This is a genomic window from Nocardiopsis tropica, from assembly GCF_042660575.1.
GTDB lineage: Bacteria > Actinomycetota > Actinomycetes > Streptosporangiales > Streptosporangiaceae > Nocardiopsis > Nocardiopsis tropica.
Genome location: NZ_JBHSUF010000029.1, coordinates 1 through 17,817 on the forward strand (window position 1 = coordinate 1; position 17,817 = coordinate 17,817).

A 17,817-nucleotide genomic window follows, 5' to 3' on the forward strand; every position below is an offset into this window, starting at 1 on the left:
CGTCACCATCCCCTCGTACACGACCCAGGCCCAGAAGGCCCCGAGGTTGCGGTAGTGGTGCAACGCGTTGCCCGAGCTGGACTCCGCGGCGAGGTTGTCGAGCCAGCCGGTGATGTCCTCGGCGGTGATCTCCCTCAGGGCCCGGGAGCGGCCAGCCTTCGCCAGACGGGCGTCGAGCAGCCTGAGGGTCCTCAGGTAGTTGCGGATCGTGTACGGCGACGCGGACTTCCTCTGCTTCTTCGTGGCGGTCCCGGACCGGAGGGCCCGCTCCCACGACTTTCCGAGGATCAGGAGCGGGCTCGCCGCTGGTTTCTCTGACACGTACTTCTCCGATGGTGAAGGACGGGTATCGTGCGGCAATCGTGTCGCCGGTGACCGTCGTGCTATGGGACAAATGCGCCTCGCGTCCATGTCCCCGCAGGTCAGACACGTCATCAACCCTGGTTCACAGCAGAGATTTCCGTGTACTACGCTCTGTCGTATGTCTGATTTCCCGGCCGCCGCGGCGCTGGCCCCGAACACGCTCCCCCCGCTCGCGGCGGAGGACATCATTCTTCTCGGCGCCCCCCTGTGGGCCTGGCAGGTCGCCGTGGCCGTCGCCGGGGTGCTCGCCCTGGTCCTCCTGGCCCGGACCATCTGGAACCCGACCCCGAGGTCCCTGCGCGCCTGGACCCTCGGCAACATCGCGGTCAACGCCGGGATCGCCGTGACGGGCGCCACCGTCCGCGTCACCGAGTCCGGGCTCGGCTGCTCGGAGTGGCCCAGGTGCACCCCCGAGAGCTTCGTGCCCATCGATACGGGACACGCCGCCTTCAACGCCGCCGTCGAGTTCGGCAACCGGACGCTCACCTTCGTCGTGCTGGCCGTGGCCGTCATCACGTTCATCGCCGTCATGCGGATGACGCCGCGCCGCAGCGACCTGGTCCGGATGGCCGCCATCATCCCGTTCGGCGTCCTCGGCCAGGGCGTCGTCGGCGGCATCACCGTGTGGACCGACCTGCACCCCGCCTCGGTCGCCACGCACTTCCTGCTGTCCATGGTGATGACCTTCATCACGGTCGCCCTGTACGTGCGCTGCCAGGAGCCCGAGGGCAAGCCGCAGGTCTCCGTCGGCCCCATGCTGCACGCCATCAGCGTCGGCCTGGTCGTGATCGGCTTCCTCCTGCTGGTCGCCGGCACGGTCGTGACCGGCAGCGGTCCCCACGGCGGCGACGCGGCGGCCCCGCGCTTCGGGTTCGACATCCCGGTCGTCACGCGCATCCACTCCGCGCTGGCCTGGCTCACCCTGGTCGGGGCCCTGGCCGCCACCGTCATCGCCTTCCGTGGCGGCGCCCGCCGCCCCGTCCGGATCAGCAGCGCCGCCCTCGTGGCGGTCGTGCTCCTCCAGGGGGTCCTGGGCTACACCCAGTACGCCCTCGGACTCCCCGAGGCGCTCGTCGTCCTGCACGTGCTCGGCTCCGCCCTGACCTGGGTCGCCGTCTCCCGGCTGTACTTCTCCACCAGCCGCCTGGTGCCCGTCGGCGAGGTCGTCGACGACGGCCTCAGCCGAGGCCCGGAGGGGCCTGCTGGCCGTGACGGGGGACGTACTCCTGCTGGCTCCTCGCCTGCGCTATGACGTGGGCGAAGTCGGCCCGGCGCAGGAACCCCGAGTCGGTCGGCTTCTCCGCCCAGCCCGGGGTGACCGGCTGGGGCACCCGCCCCAGGAAGGTGTCCCGGGCCACGTGCATCAGCGCCAGGAAGGAGTCCCTGCGGACCTTCCAGTCCTGGCGGGCCGACCCGGCGTCCAGCCTCTGGTGCAGCAGTGCCAGCTCGGTCGCGGCCAGCTGGTACTCCTTCATCGCCGTCCGCCCCCGCCGGCCGGCGTTGCGCCCCGCCCACTCACGGGCCCGGCGGCGCCCCTGCATGGAGCTGAGCATGGTGATGTCCGACGGCGTGACCAGGCCGGTGGAGATGTAGGGCGGCAGGTACCGGTCGATGGCACCGATCTGCCCCCGCCGGTCGCGCGCCGCCAGCGCCAGGACGCCCATCAGCACCGCGAACAGCACGACGTAGGCGACGGCCAGGCCGTACCAGCCGAAGCGGGTGGACGCGTTCCACATGCCGTGCAGCAGGACGGCCAGCGCCCAGCCCCCGACGGGCGCCAGCAGGCGCAGGCGCCCGGTGCGCGTGGCCGCGTAGGCGACGCCGATGCCGATCATCGCGGTGTAGACCGGGTGGCCGAAGGGGGCGATGATCCCGCGGATGGCGAAGGTCGCGACGAGGGTCCCGTCGAAGAAGGCGCTCAGGAAGTACAGGATGTTCTCGGTGAAGGCGAAACCGGTGGCGACCATCCCCGCGTAGATCACACCGTCGGTGAACGTGTCGATCTCGTGTCGTCTGCGCCACAGCAGGATCAGCAGCACCACGCCCTTGGCGCTCTCCTCCACCAGGGGCGCCACCACGGACGTCCCCAGGAAGCCGCCCAGCTCCTGCCCGAACAGCGGCACGGTGACGTGGGCCAGCCCCCAGCCGTTGAGCAGCAGGGACGCCACCACCGCCACGCCCGCGCCCCAGGCGAAGGCGAAGAACAGCACCCACCCGGGCTCGGGCTCGATCCGGTCGAGCATGAGGATGAGCGGCACGAGGATGCCGACCGGGATGACGGCGGCGACCAGGCTGACGACGAATCCGAGGGCGCCGTCGATGCCCGCCGCGGCCCCGCCCGCCATCGCGAGCAGCCACAGGTAGACGAGCATGCCGGCCATGCACACCACGCTGACGGTGATGCCCAGGACGAGGGTCATCGAGTAACGGGAGCGTCGGCCCTGGAGGATGGCCTTGCTGTCGAGTCGGGGCATGGGCACCGATCGTAGCGGGAACCGCGTCGACCACGTGTTTCACCCCCGGCGAGAGGGACGCGGACCCGGGCTGCCGACGGGGGACGACACGCTCCGGCCGCCGCACGCGGGGACGGAACTCCCCGTATGGGGCAGGATCGGAGTCCGCGATGCGCGAGCGCACGAGAACGGAAGGGCCCCGCCATGGAACCGACCACCATGCCGTCCACCACCGCACCACCGCTCCTGTGGTTGATACGGGTGACGGCGCTCCTCCAGCTGGCCGCCGTCCTCTGGGAGGGCGCGACCGCCGGGCAGCTGGTGACGTTCAACACCGCCGCCCTGCCCCTGCACTACTACGGCGCGTTCGGGGTGCACGTGGCGGCGGGCCTGCTCGTGGTCGCGGCGGGCCTGTACTGGTACCGCTCCGGGGGCGGCCCCGGCCGCCCCCGCGCGATCCTGCTGGCCGGCCTGGCGGCGTTCCTGCTCGGCTTCCCGCAGGCCGCGCTGGGGACCTACGGGCCGCTCCAGGCCCACGTCCCGCTCGCCCTGGTCCTGACCGGGGCCGCGGTGTGGGCGGCCGTGCTGGCCTGGCGCAGGCCCTGACCCGCGCGGGACGGATTCCGCGTCCCCGGGACGGCCCGGCCCGGGGACGGGCCCGCCGGGTCCGGGCCCCGGTCAGGCCGCCGGCCGGTGCGGACCGCCGACCCGTTCGGCCCACGCCAGGACACGCAGGTGCCGGTGCGCGGCCCCCAGGTAGGTCGTCGCGGCCAGCCACGCGCGGGCCAGGCGGTCCGGCGGGGGGACCACCGACTCGCCCGTGGCGGTGCGCCGGCGCTCACGGGCCGCCCCGACCACCTCGCCGAGGACGTCGGCGGCGGTGGGCAGGTGGTGGCCCCGCAGCCGGGCGGGCAGCGCGGAGCCGTCCGGGGCGGCCTCCCGCCCCGCCTCGGCGATCCGGGCGAGGACCCTGGTCAGGGCGCCCAGGCCGGGGTCGGCTCCGGGCGGCTCCGTCGGCCGGGGGCGGCTCGGGACCGCCGACCCGGCCGAGGGCAGGGTGTCCAGGGAGAGGTTGACCCGTCCCTTCCAGGCGGCGGGCAGCGGCAGCCCCGGAGCGTGCACCGCCACCGGCACGAGGAACCCGGGCCGCTCGGGGACCGGCCGTGCCACCGCGCGCAGCGCGAGCCCGGGTTCGGCCGCCAGCCGGAGGAGGTTGCGCGCCCGGAGGAGGTCCTGGGCGCCGTCGGGTGCCAGGACCAGGGGTGCGCCGGTGGCCGCCTCCACGACCGCGGTCCCGCCCTCCGCCTCGCCGGTGACGGTGAGGTCGGCGAAGACCAGGTCGTCGCCGGTGCGGTGGACGGGGGCCGCCTGCGCGGCGACGGCCGCGGCGACCTGATCGGCGAGGGGCCGCCCCCACAGCCCCGCCAGGGGTTCCTCGTCCCAGGCGCACCCGGCGGAGACCGCCGCCGTCGTCGCGGACCCCCCGCTCAGTCGGCCGTCGGCGCTGGCCGCGACCCGCTGGGCGACCATGCCCGAGCGGCCGAGGTCGCGGTGGCTCAGCGCGGACCGCCCGAAGGCGATCCCCGCTCCGTAGACGGCGGCGGCCCTGTCGGGGCCGCCGGGGGCGACGTCGCCGATCCGCCACAGGCGTGCCCCGCCGGCGAGGGACACGGCGTGGGTGACGACGCCCGCGTATCCGGACGCGGTGACGACGCGTTCGCAGCCCAGCCCGTACAGCCGGAGGGAGCCGACCTCGGTGTACGAGCGGCGTCCGATCCCCACGTCCGCGAGGGTCGGCGCGGGGCGGGGGCCCTCCGGTCCGCCGCCGAGCCGCCACGAGGTGTCGAGGAGCCCGGTGAGGGCCGCGGTGTACTCGGCCAGGGCGAAGGCCGGTGTGGCGTGGTCGCGCGGACCGGCGGCCACGGCGGTGCAGGCGGCGGCCAGGCGGGGCAGGCGGGCGGCGCGGGCCGTCGCCGCGGCCCGCAGGAGTTCGGAGCGCTGGGAGGAGCCCGCCGCGCGGACCCCCGCCGCCAGGGTTCGGGCCCCGGCGGCCCAGGCGAGCGCGGCGGCGGCGCGGGCGTCGCCGTCCTCGCCGACCGGGGCGGTGAGGGCGTCCGCGACGGGGTCCCCGGAGGCGCGGGCGGTCTCCGCGACACCGCTCCGGCCCGCGGGGGCGGCCGGGCCGCCCGCTCCCCCCGGCCGCCCGGCCGGCGCGGGCGGCCCCGGCTCCCCGTCCCGCGGGGGGACGGCTCCGGCGGCCCGGTCCCCGGCGGGCTCTCCTGGCGGCTCGGAGCGCTCCGGCTCCGGGCCGGGCTCCGGACCGTCCGCGTCGTCGTCGCCCGTGGGCGCCAGCAGGCCGGCGACCGAGAGCAGGTGCAGGCAGCGGGGGGCGAGCAGGCAGGTGCAGGCCGCCTGGGAGGCCTCGGTGATCCGCGGGCCGGTCAGGGTCACGGTCTCGTTCCCCGTCCCGACCGTCCACACGGGGCCGTCCGAGCTCCAGTCCCACTCCTCGGCCGCGCGGGGGGCGGCGTCCAGCTTGCGGCGGACCCGGCCGGGCGCGGCTTCGAGCAGCTCGGCGAGCAGGCCCGGGTCGATGCGGGGGCGTTCGGCTGTCACCTGGGGTCCTCCTCGGACTGCGTGTGCGTACGGGGCCAGTCGGCTCGGCGGCCCCCGGCGGTCGGTCGGGCACGGTGGTCGCCGCACGGCGGCGGTCGGAGTCCGCCGGCGGGACGGTGCGTGCGGGGGCCGGTCCGCGGCCCCGTCCGGCCGCGGGGCGCGCCGCCCCGGGGGCTCCCCTCCGGCCCGGGCCCGGCGGGCGCGTCCCGCAGGGGGGTGCGGAGGGCGGCCGGCCCGCGCGGCGCCGCCGGGGGGACCCCGCCGGCGGCGTGCCCGTCCCGGGCGCTCACCCCCGCACCTTCTCACCGATCCACGACGCCAGCTCCTGCGGGCTCAGCGACGCGACCGGCATGCCCGCGGCGACGAACTGCGCGGCGAGCGCCTGGTTGCAGACCGGCGCCCCCGTGTCGTCGAGGGCGGCGAGCCCGAGCAGGTGGGCCCCGGAGGCGGCGAGCGCGCGTACCTCGGCCAGGGTGCGGGACAGGTTTCCGCCCTCCTCGAAGTCGGTGACGAGCGCGACGATCGTCCTGCTGGGGACCCTGACCCTGGCCCGGGTGTGCGCCAGCCCCGCGCCGATGTCGGTGCCACCGCCCACGGACACCTCCAACAGGAGGGACAGCGGGTCCGGCACCCGGTCGGTGAGGTCCACGACCTCCGTGGAGAAGGTCGTGAACGACACGCTCAGCGCGGGCAGGCCGTGCAGCACCGCCGCGACGAGGGCCGCGTAGACCGTGGAGCGCTCCATCGACCCCGACACGTCCACGACGATGTGGACGTGCCAGTCCGCGCTCCGCCGCGCCCTGGTCCGGAAGACCGGGGCCTCGGGGACCAGCAGCGGTCCGTCCGGGCCGGGGCGGACCGTGCGCAGGTTGGCGCGGACCGTGCGGCCGAGGTCGAGCGGCCCGCCGCGCCGGCGGGTGGGGCGCGGCACGGACAGGCCCGACAGGGCGGGGCTCATGCGGCGCGCGAGCTGCCGCACCAGCTGCTCAGTGATCGCCGCGACCAGGGGCCGCAGCTTGGCCAGACGCGCCTCGGGCAGCGCCCCGGCCAGCGAGAGCACCTGTTCGAGCAGGTCGACGGAGGCCGTGACCCGGCCGGGGTCGAGGCGGTCGAGGGCGTCGGCCCGGCCGCGCGCGGCGGCCCGGCCCAGCACCTCCTCGCGGACCGTGCCGCCGAAGAGGTCCTGGAGCTCCTCGTCCCACCGGCGCGCGGCGGGTTCCGGGCTCCCGTCGCCGCCCCTCGCGCCGGGGCGGTCGGAGGGCTCCTGGGAGCCCTCCCCGTGGCCGCGGCCGTACAGCTCGTCGAGCGCCGCCGACGCCCTGCGGGCCAGGGTCCCGCCGCCCCGGGGCCGGCGCCCGAGGACGAGCCGCCACCGGTCCGCCGCCCCGATGGCGTGTGGGGCGTCCCCACCCGGGGCCGGCCCCGGGGTCGGCTGCCCGGCGGGGGATGCGTCCGCGAGGGCCGCGTCCGCGCCGTGGAGGAGCCCCGGCACCAGGGTCTCCAGGGCCGCTCGTGCGGCGGTGTCCGCTCCGGCCAGCGCGAGGGCCAGCTCCGGCGGCACCTCCAGGCGGGCGTCCACCTCGCCGATCCTCTCGGTGACCGCGTCCAGGAAGCGCGAGCGCGCCGCCGCCGACAGCGCCTCGAACCCCTCGCGCAGGGCGGGCAGCCGCGTGAGGAAGCCGGGGTCGGACCAGGCCTCCACACGTGCTGTGAGCGCGTCCAGGACGCCGGCGTCGGCCTCGACCACGGGGGCGGCCACGGTCAGTGCCCCGGCCAGGCGCAGGGCGAGCGGCCCGCCCCCGGCTGCCGCCTCCACCCAGCCGGCCAGGCGTACGGCCATGTCCCCGGGCGCGAGGTCGCCCAGGACCATCAGCGCGGCGGAGGCGGCTCCCTGGGCGAGCGGCCCGCCGTTCTCGGTGAGCAGTCCCAGGTGCCACAGGAGTCGCTGGGTCCCCACCGCGCCGGGAAGCGGCGCCTGGTCCTGGACCAGGCGCACGACCCGCAGCAGCGCGGCGGCGTCCGCCGGGTCGGTGCTGCCGGAGACGCCCGGGACGGAGGCGACCGCCGCCTCGGCCAGCCGCACGCGCAGCCGGTGCAGGGGCTCGGGGGCGCGCGGCATGCCCGGCACCTGGCCCGAGACGACGCGTTGGACCCGGTCGTGGAGCTCCACGGCGTCGGACAGGCCCGCCCGCGGCAGCACCTCCTCCCGGACGCGGTCGCCCAGGTCGGCGGCCAGGTCGGTCAGGGCGCACTCGGCGGCCTGGGTGAGGAGGGCGCCGGCCGCCTCCGGTGTCAGGGAGCCCTCCCCGCCGTCGCCGGCGTCGCGGAGGCGTGCGGCGACGCGGCCGCGCGCGGCCTGTTCGAGGGTGGGCCCGTAGCAGGACGCGAGTTCGAGGGTGGCGCTGGTGGCCGGTGTCCAGCGCGCGGTCCACAGGCGGCCCAGGGTCTCCCCGTCGGCGGTGGGGCCGCCCTGCCGGGGCTCGGCGTAGGAGACGCCCGCCGCGTACAGGCGGTGGAGGGCGATGTGGCGTTCGCGGTCGCGGCCGCCGCGCAGGGGGTCCAGTCTCAGGTCCCGGCCCTCCTCGCCCGGGCCGGGCAGCCCGAGCCGGCGGAGGAGGGCGGTGGCGTCGGCGACCAGGCCGGAGACCGGGGCGCCGTGGGCGGGGGCGCCGCGCCGGGAGCCGACCAGCTCGCGCTGGGCGGCACGGGCCAGGGCGCGGGCCCGGCCCAGGGGCTCGCCCTGGGCGAGAGCGGAGGAGAGGCCCTCCACCAGCTCGCGGCGGCCCGGGGCGGGCAGTCCGCGCAGGGCCGCGAGGTCGCGGGCCATCCGGTAGGCGGCGGTCGTGTCGGGCACCCCGCACACGTGCCCCTCCGCGCGCAGGCGGCCGCCGATGGCGGACAGGCGCCGGACGGCCGCGCGTTCGATCCCCTCGGGGTCTCCCCCGGCCGCGTGGACGTCCTGCTGCCACTCGGGGTCACGGATTCCGGCCGGGTAGCCCGAACGCGAGTCCAGGAGGGCGAAGGTGTAGGGGATGAGGGCGGTGGAGACCCCCTCGCGGGGCTGCTCCCCGGGTGCGGGGACCGTGATCCCGCCGGTGGGCGGGAGGCCCTCCGGCTCGGGGCCCCTCAGGAACGCCGCTGCGGCGGTGTCCGGCGCGCCGCCCGGGGCCCCCTCCCCCGGCGGCCGGACCGCGGCGGGCAGGGCGTGCGGGGGAAGGAGCGCGGCGGCGTGGAACGCGCCCACGACCGCCACGGGCCTGGCTGCGCCGATCTCGCCGATCCGGCGCCGCATCCAGGCCTCGCGGGCGCGGTCCCGGGCTCCCACCCCGCCCGCGCGGAGGGCGGCGGCGCGGTGCGCCCACCCCAGGGCGAGGGCCGCCCTGCGGACCCTCTCGGGGGCGGCGCCGTACGAGCGCGCCTCCACCAGCCGGTCCCACAGCTCCTCCCCGTCCTCGACGCCGCCGGCGCGCAGCAGTGCGCGGTCCGGCGCCGGGCCCTCGGCCGGGCCGGAGCCGCCGCCGTCGTCGTCGACGGCCAGGGAGGCGGGCAGGTCCACGGCGTGCACGGGCACGCCCCGGGCACGCGCCCAGCGGACCGCCGCGAGCTCGGGCGAGAAGTCGGCGAAGGGGTAGTAGGAGTGGTCCCCCCGTCCCGCGTCGCCGAGCACGAGGGCGACCGGGGCCACCGTGTCCGGGTGGCCCAGCCACTCCAGCCACGGCCCGGCCTCCAGCGGGAGTTCGACGAGCACGGCGTCGGGGTCCGCCGCGTCCAGGAGCGCGGGGACCGCCGCGGCGAGCACGGGCGAGTGGTGGCGCACCCCGATGAGGAGGGGTTCCGTGCACGCCGCCAGCGCCTCGGGGACGGATGCGGCTCCCGTCGGCCCGCAGAGGGCCTCTGCGGCGTCCGGCGCCGGGGCCCCGCCCTCGGCGGGCGAGGGCCCCCGGTGGTCCGGTTCGTGGGACACGCGGCTCACTCCCCCACGACGTGGCGCAGCTCGTACAGGCGCTTCCACAGCCGGGCCCCGTTCTCCGCCCTGTGGCGGATGGCGGAGTCCCAGTAGGCGAGCAGGCGCCCCTGGTCGTCGGGGTCGTCCTTGCGGACCGCTCCCAGCAGGTAGCCGGGGACGAGGGCGAGGGGGTCGGCCGCCCCCAGGTAGGCGGTCTGCAGACCGAGGGAGGTGGTGACGCCCACCGCCTCGGCGGTGCTCATGACGGTGGTGGGCCGCTCCACGGGCCAGCCCTCGACGGAGGCTCCGGAGCGCAGGTCCCGGAAGGCGGTGACCAGCGCTTCGAGCACGGCGTCGTCCACGGGGAGCTCGTGGCCGTGGCGGGCCAGCGCCGTGCCCGCCTGGCGGCGCACGAGGTCCACCTCGGCCTCCAGGTCGGCGATGGGCGGGACCACCTCGAAGTTGAAGCGGCGCTTGAGCGCGGCGCTCATCTCGGACACGCCCCGGTCGCGCAGGTTGGCGGTGGCGATCACGTTGAAGCCGGGCCGCGCCAGGAACTGGCCGTCGTCGGTGAGCTCGGGGACGGCCATCCGCCGGTCGGAGAGCAGCGAGACCAGGGAGTCCTGGACCTCGGGCAGGCAGCGGGTGACCTCCTCGACCCGGACGACGCGGCCCGTCCGCAGCGCCGTGAGCACCGGGGAGGGCGCGAGGGCGTCGACGGTGGGGCCCTTGGCGAGCAGGAGCGCGTAGTTCCAGCCGTAGCGCAGGTGTTCCTCGGTGGTTCCCGCGGTCCCCTGCACGGTGAGCGAGCCGGTTCCGCTGACGGCGGCGGCGAGGAGTTCGGACAGGAGCGACTTGGCGGTGCCCGGTTCGCCGACGAGCAGCAGGCCGCGTTCGCCCGCGAGGGTGACGACGCAGCGCTCGACGAGCCCCCGCTCACCGACGAACTTGGCGGGGATCTCCATGCTCGACGGGAGCCCGTCGACGGGGGCGGGCAGCCGCAGCGCGGCGCCGCCGCTGCCGACGACGAAGGTCACGACGGCGCGGGGGGTGAGCCGCCAGCCGGGCGGGCGCGGCCCGGGGTCGTGGGCGGCGAGGAAGGCGAGTTCCCCGGCGTACCGGAGTTCGGCGGGCTCGATCTGGACGTCGGGCGCGGTTTCTGGCACCGCTTCTCCTCGGGGTGGGTTCTGGTCGGGTCTGGCGGGGGCGTGCGGGGCCGGTCCGCGCGGCGCGGAGGGCGCCCGCGGCGGCCCCGAGGGGCGCCCCGGCCGGCTCCGGCGGTGCGGAGCCGGCGGGGAACGGGTCCCGGTCCGCGCCCGTGCCCGGGGGCGCGGCCGCGGACCGGCGGGCTACCGGCCGGGCCGGTCCCCGTCGCGGAAGCGTCCCCACGCCTCGGCGAAGAGGTCCGGCAGGGGGCGGGCGGCGTGGAACCTCACCTGTCGGCCGGAGGGCAGGCGGTTCCTCCGTGCGCCCAGGTCGTACATCGGCAGCTTCCACGCCTCGTACGGCAGGTTGGGCGCCTTGGCGTCGGTCCAGGGGCCGGGGACGAACACCGAGCGCCCCGACCGGGAGCGCTTGGCGGTCAGCACGAGGTCCGTCGCCGCCAGCTCGGCCTGGACCTTCTTGTGGCGTGCGGGGGTCCACCCGTTGACCGCGCGGATCCTGCGGTCGGTGGGTTCGAGCAGCGTCAGCAGCTGGAGGTACAGGCGGGCGGCGTCCGGCGAGAGCCCGAGTTCGGCGCGGGCCTCCTCCAGGACCCCGGGGGCCGAGGCGGCCGGGTCGTGCTCCCGGGCGCCCTCGGGCAGCTTCCCGGAGGAGACCCGCTCGGCCAGGGAGGTGAAACCCTCGCCGAGCAGGAGTTCGACCTCCGCGAGGACCCCCTGCCCGACGTAGCTCGAGCCGTCGACCACCACGCTCCGCAGCACCCGCGAACGGACGTCCCGGCCCAGCCCGGACGGGCGGAACCACACCTGCAGCACTCCGCGGCCGCCGGCCGTCAGCACGGCCACGCCGTTGTCGGCGCTCTCCGCGAACGGGGTGCCGCCCGCGGGGTCCCGGTAGGGTTCGCCCCCCACCTCCTCCAGGCGCCGCCGGGCGTCGGTGACCCACATCGCCCCGACGCCGAGCAGCAGCCCGGGGGCGCTCAGCAGCTCCCGGACCGCGGTCAGGGCGGCGGGGACGCCCTCGCGCACCGGGTCCCCCGCGGGGAGCTCGTTGCAGGCCCACGGGACGAGGTGGGCGAGGTCGACGAGGACGGCGGTCAGCCGCCCCGCCTCCACCGTGGTGTGGAGGAGTTCCGTGTAGTCGTGGTAGTGGCTCTTGGACAGCCGGAGCCGTGAGACGACGTCGCGGTTCAGGGCCGGCTCACCCGTGTGGTCGGCGAGGAGGCGCAGCCGCTGGAGTCCGACCCGGTCCAGCCCCGACGCCCCGAACGCCGTCAGGGTGGACTCCGGCAGGGCGAACCGGCGTCCGAAGCGGGCGTTCCACGCCCGGGCGACGCGTTCGGCGACCCCGGACACGCCTCCCGGCTCCCACAGGGCGGCGATGCCCTCCGGGGTTCCGGGCAGGGCCTCGCGGTACAGGTCGAGCACGTCCTGCACGGTGACGCCGGCGAACTCCTCCGCGGCGAACCGGGCGCCGACCGCCGACAGTCCCAGCTCGCGCCGGTCCAGGTCGGGAACCGCGCCCGCGCCGACCCTCCACGGGGCGCGCAGCAGCAGTTCCGCGGCCTCCGGGATCAGCCCGGTGTCCCCGGCCAGGGCCTCGGCGGCGCCGGGGTCCCAGGGGATCGGGCCCCGGTCGGCGACGGCGGCGGTGAACGCGGTGAGCTGGTCGGCGTCGCCCCAGGCCAGGTCGGCCCGGCGGCGCTCGTACCCGGCCCCGGGGGACTCCTCGGGCGGGGTTCCGCCCGTGCGGGCCTCCACGAAGGTGTGCACGGTGCCGCGCTCGGAGCGGTTTTCCGCGCCGGGGACGCTGGAACGGGCCCCCGTGTCGGTGCGGCGGATCCCCTCCCCCGCCAGGGGCGTGAACTCCTCCCCGCCGACGACCTTCCCCGTCTCCACGGTCGCGGCGCGGTCGGCGAAGAGGGTCCCCGACCACCTCCGCAGGAAGTCCAGCAGGGCTGACCGTTCGTCCTCGCCGACGGCGGGCAGGGCGGACTGCCAGGCCAGGGCGCCGATCCGTCCGAGGAGGAGGCTCCAGTCCGCGCTGGTGCGGGGCCGGTCCGCGAGCTCCCCCGCGTCGGCCTCCCCCCGCAGGAACCGGGAGGTGGCCTCCAGGTGGACCCTGGCGTCGTGGTCGTCCCTGCCCAGGGCGGGGAGGAAGCGGTACAGGCCGCGGGCCAGGGGCTCCGACTCGGGCCTCCCCGGCACGCTCTCCACGGTCCGGCGGATCCCGGCGAGGTAGTCGCCCAGCTCCGCCCGGAGCCCGGCGGCCGAGTACGCGAACCCGGTGACGTTCCGGACCAGGCTCTCGTCGGGGGCGGCCCCGTCCGCGGAGAGCAGTGCCCCGGCCGCCTTCGGGGTGAGCTCGATGTCCGCCGTCCTGTTGGCGCGCCGCTCCGTCCCGGCCGCGTCCAGCAGCGGGCCCAGGTCGGCGGCGGACACGCGGCGCAGGAGGGCGGAAGAGCGGGGGTCCCTCGCCGTCATGAAGTGCCAGAACACGGGTTCGGGGAGGTAGGGGACGCCCCACTTGGCGGTGCACTCGCAGGCGGTGCCCGTGTGGCAGCTCCAGATCTGCCCGGAGCCGTCCGCCGCCAGGAGGGTGGCGCCCCCGGCGCCGCTGAGTGCGTGGGTGGCGCCGCCCGGGGCGGTGAAGAGGGCGGCCGGGGCGGCGGAGGCGTAGGAGTGGCGCCCCCTCCCGTCCGGGACGCGCACCTCGGCGGAGCGCCCGTCGGGGGCGGTGATCCGGAACGCGGTGTGTCCCGCGCGGCGGCCGAGCCCGACGACCGCGAACCCGGCGACCCCGTCGGCCCCTCCGAGGGGGGATCCCTCCGTGGGCTCCTCCAGGGGGCCCAGCGTGCAGGCGTGCAGGAGCAGCCGCTCCCCCTCGGCGAGGGGCTGCTCCTCCAGGAAGGCGGGCAGGCTCCTGCGGCCCCGGTCCCCGGTGGCGGGGTCCGTCTCGTGCAGCCGGCCGCGGTCCAGCACCCAGTGGGTGCGGCCGTCGCCGAGCACGTGGCGGTCGGCCCTGCCGGGGTCGTCGCCGGCCCGGACGGCGCGGTGGCCGCCCATGCGGGCGCCGTCCGCGGTGAGCTGGGCGACCCCCGGGCTCCCGCCGCGCGACCCCCAGGAGTACACGGCGGAGTCGTAGCCGGAGAACGTGAGCACGGTGTCGGGGTCGGTGGTCCAGTAGCCGCGGTTCTCGCGGTCGGCCCGGTAGACGACGAGGAAGGCCCCGTCGGCGTACACGGCCCGGACGTCCCCGGCCCCGGCCGGCAGGCGGGGCACGTGCTCGGCTACCCGGCCGCGCGGCCCGACCGCGATCACCTTGGCGGCGGAGGCCAGGGTGAGGACGGGCCAGCTGGCGGTGCCGGTGATCCCGGGACCCTTGCCGTTGCCGGTCGCGCCGAGCTCCCGGGCGGCCTCCTCCAGCGCCTCCCAGGCGTACTCGCCGACGATCCCGGCACGCAGGGTCACGGCGAGCGCCCCGGCGACGTCGACGGACTCCAGCTGGGCGAGGCGGTCGGGGAAGGCCCGGAAGGCGTCGCCCCCGACCTCGGACCTGAGCTGCTCCAGGTGGAGGCCGAGCTGGGCCAGGGCCGTCCCGCCCATGGCGCCGACCAGCTCTCCGAGCCGCCGGTCCACGTAGGGGTGCAGGTACTCGTAGGGCAGCAGCTCGTCCAGGACCCGGCCGTGGCGCCGGCCGTACCCGGTGGCGGAGGCGGCGAGCACGGGTTCCCACACGGGGTCGGCCCGCACGTGGGCGAGGTCGCGCCGGGGGGCTCCGCTCCGGTCGACCACCCAGGACTCCAGGTCCAGTGCGGCCTCCCCCGGCGGGAGCACGGGCACGCCCAGTTCGAGGCACATGTCGAGCAGCACCGGGGAGACCTCGCCGCGGAACCGGCTGCCGCGCCCTCCGAGGCCGACCGGGTCGCCGTCGGCACGGAGGCGGTCGGCGAGGCGCGGCACCAGTTCCAGGAGGCGGTCCGGCACGCTCCGCCGCCAGCCCCGGCAGTGGGAGACCATCCGGGAGAACCAGGCCGCGGCGCCTCCGGGGACCGGCCGGGCCGGGTCGGCGAGGAGGTCGACGGCCCCGGCGTCGTCGAGCATCTGCAGCCACCACTGCTGGAACGCGGCCCCGCCGGAGACGAAGAGGCCGAGCAGGGCGCGGGCGGCGTCCTCGTCGGAGCGGCCCAGGGCGACCAGGCCCGGCCGCGCCGCCTTCCAGAAGCCCTCCGGGGCCGAGGACGTGGCGGGCACGGTCAGGAGCTCCCGCAGGACGGCGACCTCCTCCTCGGCCGGGTCGAGCCCGGCGGCCCCGGCGAGGGAGCGGATCTGCTTGGGCAGGCCGGTCCAGGGCGGGAGCCCGCCCAGGGTCCGGCGGATGCTGAGCTCGCGGAACTCCGCGTAGGCGCGGGCGGGCTCGTAGCGCGCGGCGAGTTCGGCGGCGTGCCCGGCCAGGGCCTTGACCGTGAGTGCGCCGGCGAAGGCGAACTCCAGGAAGGCCTCCCGGCGGGTCGCCTCGTCCACGGGCAGGCTGTAGACGCGTTCGGCCTCGCGGGCGCGGCCGAACATGACGGCGGCGGTGCGCGCGTTGTCCGCCGCGACGAACGCGCGGCCCGCCTGCTCCCAGTAGGAGGGCAGGTGGTGCAGGGGCACGCCCTCGGCGATGCGCGCGAACTCGTCGGAGGCCGGGCCGGGGCGGTTCGCGGCCAGGCGGGCCGCGCGTTCCATGGGGCGGACCAGGGCGAGCGCCTCGGCGCGGCGCTCCGGGTCGTTGACCAGTGCCCACTCGGGGTAGCCGAGGCCGCGCGGGCGGGCCAGCGCCAGGGGCTCGGAGGCCTCCTCCACGGCGAAGCCGAGGAAGTCCAGGGCCGCGTCCTCGGCGGGGGCGAGGGTGTCGGGGACGAGCCGCACGACGGTGCGCCCGCCCAGCATCGGGTGGGTGTAGGCGCGGGCGCGGACGGTGTCGGCGGCGCCGTCGGCCGGGGTGTCCAGGGGGGCGAGGCCCGCCTCGAGGAGGCCGGTGCCGGGGGTGGTGGTCACGACTGCGTCGTCTCCTCTTCGGTGTTCCTGCGGCCCGCGTGGATCAGCTCGGCCATGCGGATGCCCTCCGACCAGGCGATGGGTCCCACGTCGCCGAGCCGGAGGGGGCGCTCGGCGTCGTCGACCCACAGGAGCCGGCCGGTCTCGGTCCCGTAGTCGGGCGCGTCGGAGCCGATCCAGTAGCGGGCCTGGACCGGGCGCCCCCGCTCCGTGACGCGGCAGACGGCGTAGCCCCCGCGGACCGTGAACCCGTACCGCTGGGCGCGGCCGGTGGCGTGGCGCAGCTGGTCGAACTCCCCGCCGGAGTAGTCCTCGACCGCGGTGGCTCCGGCCTCGACGGCGTCGGGCTTGCGGTGGATCGCGCGGGTGAGCTGCGGCAGGCGCTGGGTGATGCCGAGTTCGAGGGCGAACTCGCGGACGTCCTCCAGGTCCTCGACGAGGACGGGGTGGACCGGGACGACCCGGTCGGCGTCCAGCCAGACGCTCTCGGCGTCCAGGTCGAGGACGCCGATCCGGCCCCGGTCGTCCACGCCCCGCAGGAAGCCGCCGTCGCCGCCCCCGGCCGGGACGACGAAGAGGTCGGTGAGCAGCTCCCTCCAGGCGGGGTCGGCCCACACGCGGGCGATCACGGAGGCGGGCACGGGGAGGGAGCCCAGGAGCCAGGACTCGACCCGTTCGACGCACTCGCGCTCGTGGCGTTCGAGCCGGAGCAGGACGCCGCGGAGGTGTTCGGCCTCGGCGGACTCGCGCACCTTCTTGGGGACGGTCTTGAGCCTGCGGCCCCTGGCGTTGCGGCACACGAGGGAGGCGCCGTCGAGGGCGAGCGCGTAGCCGTCCGGGCCGTCGGTCCAGACCGGGTCGGCGGCAGGGGGTGGGGAAGTCGTTGCCATGGTGAGGTTATAGCGGTGACCGGTGACAACACGGGACACAGTCGCCGTAGGCGCCTTCTCCGCCACGAAGGGTGGCGTTCCCGTCCACCGCGGGTCACCGCCGCCGCGCACGCGCGGGGCCGCGAGGTCGGGGCCCGCGAGACCGGCCCCGACCGGATCCTGCTCGACCTCAGCCCGCCCCCGCACGCGCGGGGCCGCGGGCGGCGGACAGCACGGTGGCGCCGCCCCGAGGGGACGGCGCCACGTGTGCGTCGGCGGGGGTCAGCCCAGCGCGTTCGCGATCAGCGGGTCGACGGTGACCGCCACGAACAGCAGCGCCAGGTAGGCGTTGGACAGGTGGAAGAAGCCCATCGTCTTGAGCTGGGCGCCGGTGACGCCCGCCCGGGAGCGGCTGAGCAGGCGGTGCGCCTGGAACACCAGCAGCGCGCCGAGGGCGACGGCGACCGCGCCGTAGAACCAGGTGGTGCCGGCGACGGGCCAGAAGACGACCGACACGACGGCGGTGGCCCAGCTGTAGAGCACGCACTCCAGCAGGACCCGGCGGTCGCTGGCGACCACGGGCAGCATCGGCACCTTGGCCTGCGCGTAGTCCTCCCGGTAGCGCATGGCCAGCGTCCACGTGTGCGGCGGCGTCCAGAAGAACACGACCAGGAACAGGACGAACGGCGCCCAGTCGAGGCTGTCGGTGACGGCCGCCCAGCCGATCAGCACCGGCATGCACCCGGCGATGCCGCCCCAGACGACGTTCTGGGCCGTGCGCCGCTTGAGGAGCAGCGTGTAGACGAAGATGTAGAACAGGATCGCGAAGACCGACAGCGCGGCCGACAGCAGGTTCACGAGGAGCGCGAACCCGACCGTGGAGCCGACCGCGAGCACCAGCCCGTAGGTGAGGGCGCCCCGGGGGGTCACCAGGTCCATCGCGCCGGGACGCTGCCTGGTGCGACGCATCTCACGGTCGATGTCGCGGTCGATGTAGCAGTTCATCGCGTTCGCGCTGGCCGCAGACATCGTGCCGAAGAGGAGGGTGGCGACCGCGGTCCACAGCGGTGGCACGCCTCCGGCGGCGACGAACATCACCGGGATGGTGGTGATGAGGAGGAGTTCGATGACGCGGGGCTTGGAGAGCGCCACGTAGGCCTTGACGTACTCGCCCGTGGTGGCCCTGCGGGGGGCCCCGGGTTCGTGGCCGTCGGGGGTGGTGCCCGGTACGCGGTTCGTGAGCGCCATCAGTGCCGCGCCCTCACGGCCGGACGGCTCGCTCGCGTCCCCACGGGGGGTACCGGCTCGGTTTCAGACACGCGGATACCTCGACAACTCTCGGGATTTCGACACTGCTCGCCACGCGG

General features: G+C 76.7%; 10 protein-coding genes. 2 read left to right on the forward strand and 8 right to left on the reverse strand.

What is annotated here, in order from left to right; all coding sequences use genetic code 11:
* Positions 1–321, reverse strand: a 321-nt coding sequence (locus tag ACFQBR_RS31265) for a site-specific integrase (RefSeq protein WP_378554930.1), incomplete at its 3' end; no start/stop codon positions are given.
* A gap of 160 nt (positions 322–481) precedes the next feature.
* Between ACFQBR_RS31265 and ACFQBR_RS31270 the strand changes: the two genes are divergently transcribed.
* Entirely contained in the window at positions 482–1,615 is a 1,134-nt protein-coding gene (locus tag ACFQBR_RS31270) for a COX15/CtaA family protein (RefSeq protein ID WP_344182280.1), read from the forward strand.
* On the opposite strand, the gene ACFQBR_RS31275 is transcribed toward ACFQBR_RS31270, so the two are convergent.
* Complete coding sequence (locus ACFQBR_RS31275; RefSeq protein ID WP_267949031.1) at positions 1,542–2,837, reverse strand: PrsW family intramembrane metalloprotease; 1,296 nt, start codon at positions 2,835–2,837, stop codon at positions 1,542–1,544. The genes ACFQBR_RS31270 and ACFQBR_RS31275 overlap by 74 nt on opposite strands.
* A gap of 183 nt (positions 2,838–3,020) precedes the next feature.
* Between ACFQBR_RS31275 and ACFQBR_RS31280 the strand changes: the two genes are divergently transcribed.
* A complete protein-coding gene (locus ACFQBR_RS31280; RefSeq protein WP_267949030.1) occupies positions 3,021–3,422 on the forward strand; it encodes a hypothetical protein in 402 nt (133 codons plus the stop codon).
* Between the two features lie 72 nt (positions 3,423–3,494).
* Here the strand turns inward: ACFQBR_RS31280 and ACFQBR_RS31285 are convergent, their stop codons facing one another.
* From ACFQBR_RS31285 to ACFQBR_RS31310, 6 genes are all read right to left on the reverse strand, one after another.
* The gene (locus ACFQBR_RS31285) at positions 3,495–5,432 is read right to left on the reverse strand and encodes a hypothetical protein (RefSeq protein WP_378554931.1); all 1,938 of its coding nucleotides are present in this window, start codon (positions 5,430–5,432) and stop codon (positions 3,495–3,497) included.
* A gap of 286 nt (positions 5,433–5,718) precedes the next feature.
* Positions 5,719–9,396 carry a DUF5682 family protein gene (locus tag ACFQBR_RS31290; protein ID WP_378554932.1) on the reverse strand — a complete coding sequence of 1,226 codons (3,678 nt, stop codon included), beginning with the start codon at positions 9,394–9,396 and terminating at the stop codon, positions 5,719–5,721.
* 5 nt (positions 9,397–9,401) lie between these two features.
* Complete coding sequence (locus ACFQBR_RS31295) at positions 9,402–10,544, reverse strand: ATP-binding protein (protein WP_267949027.1); 1,143 nt, start codon at positions 10,542–10,544, stop codon at positions 9,402–9,404.
* A gap of 183 nt (positions 10,545–10,727) precedes the next feature.
* The gene (locus ACFQBR_RS31300) at positions 10,728–15,581 is read right to left on the reverse strand and encodes a hypothetical protein (protein WP_344183295.1); all 4,854 of its coding nucleotides are present in this window, start codon (positions 15,579–15,581) and stop codon (positions 10,728–10,730) included.
* Positions 15,578–16,471: a DUF4132 domain-containing protein gene (locus ACFQBR_RS31305; protein ID WP_344183293.1), complete on the reverse strand. Its 894-nt coding sequence runs from the start codon at positions 16,469–16,471 to the stop codon at positions 15,578–15,580. Before ACFQBR_RS31305 ends, ACFQBR_RS31300 begins: the two co-directional genes overlap by 4 nt.
* A gap of 261 nt (positions 16,472–16,732) precedes the next feature.
* Positions 16,733–17,698 carry a heme o synthase gene (locus tag ACFQBR_RS31310; protein ID WP_344183291.1) on the reverse strand — a complete coding sequence of 322 codons (966 nt, stop codon included), beginning with the start codon at positions 17,696–17,698 and terminating at the stop codon, positions 16,733–16,735.
* Positions 17,699–17,817: the final 119 nt, after the last annotated feature.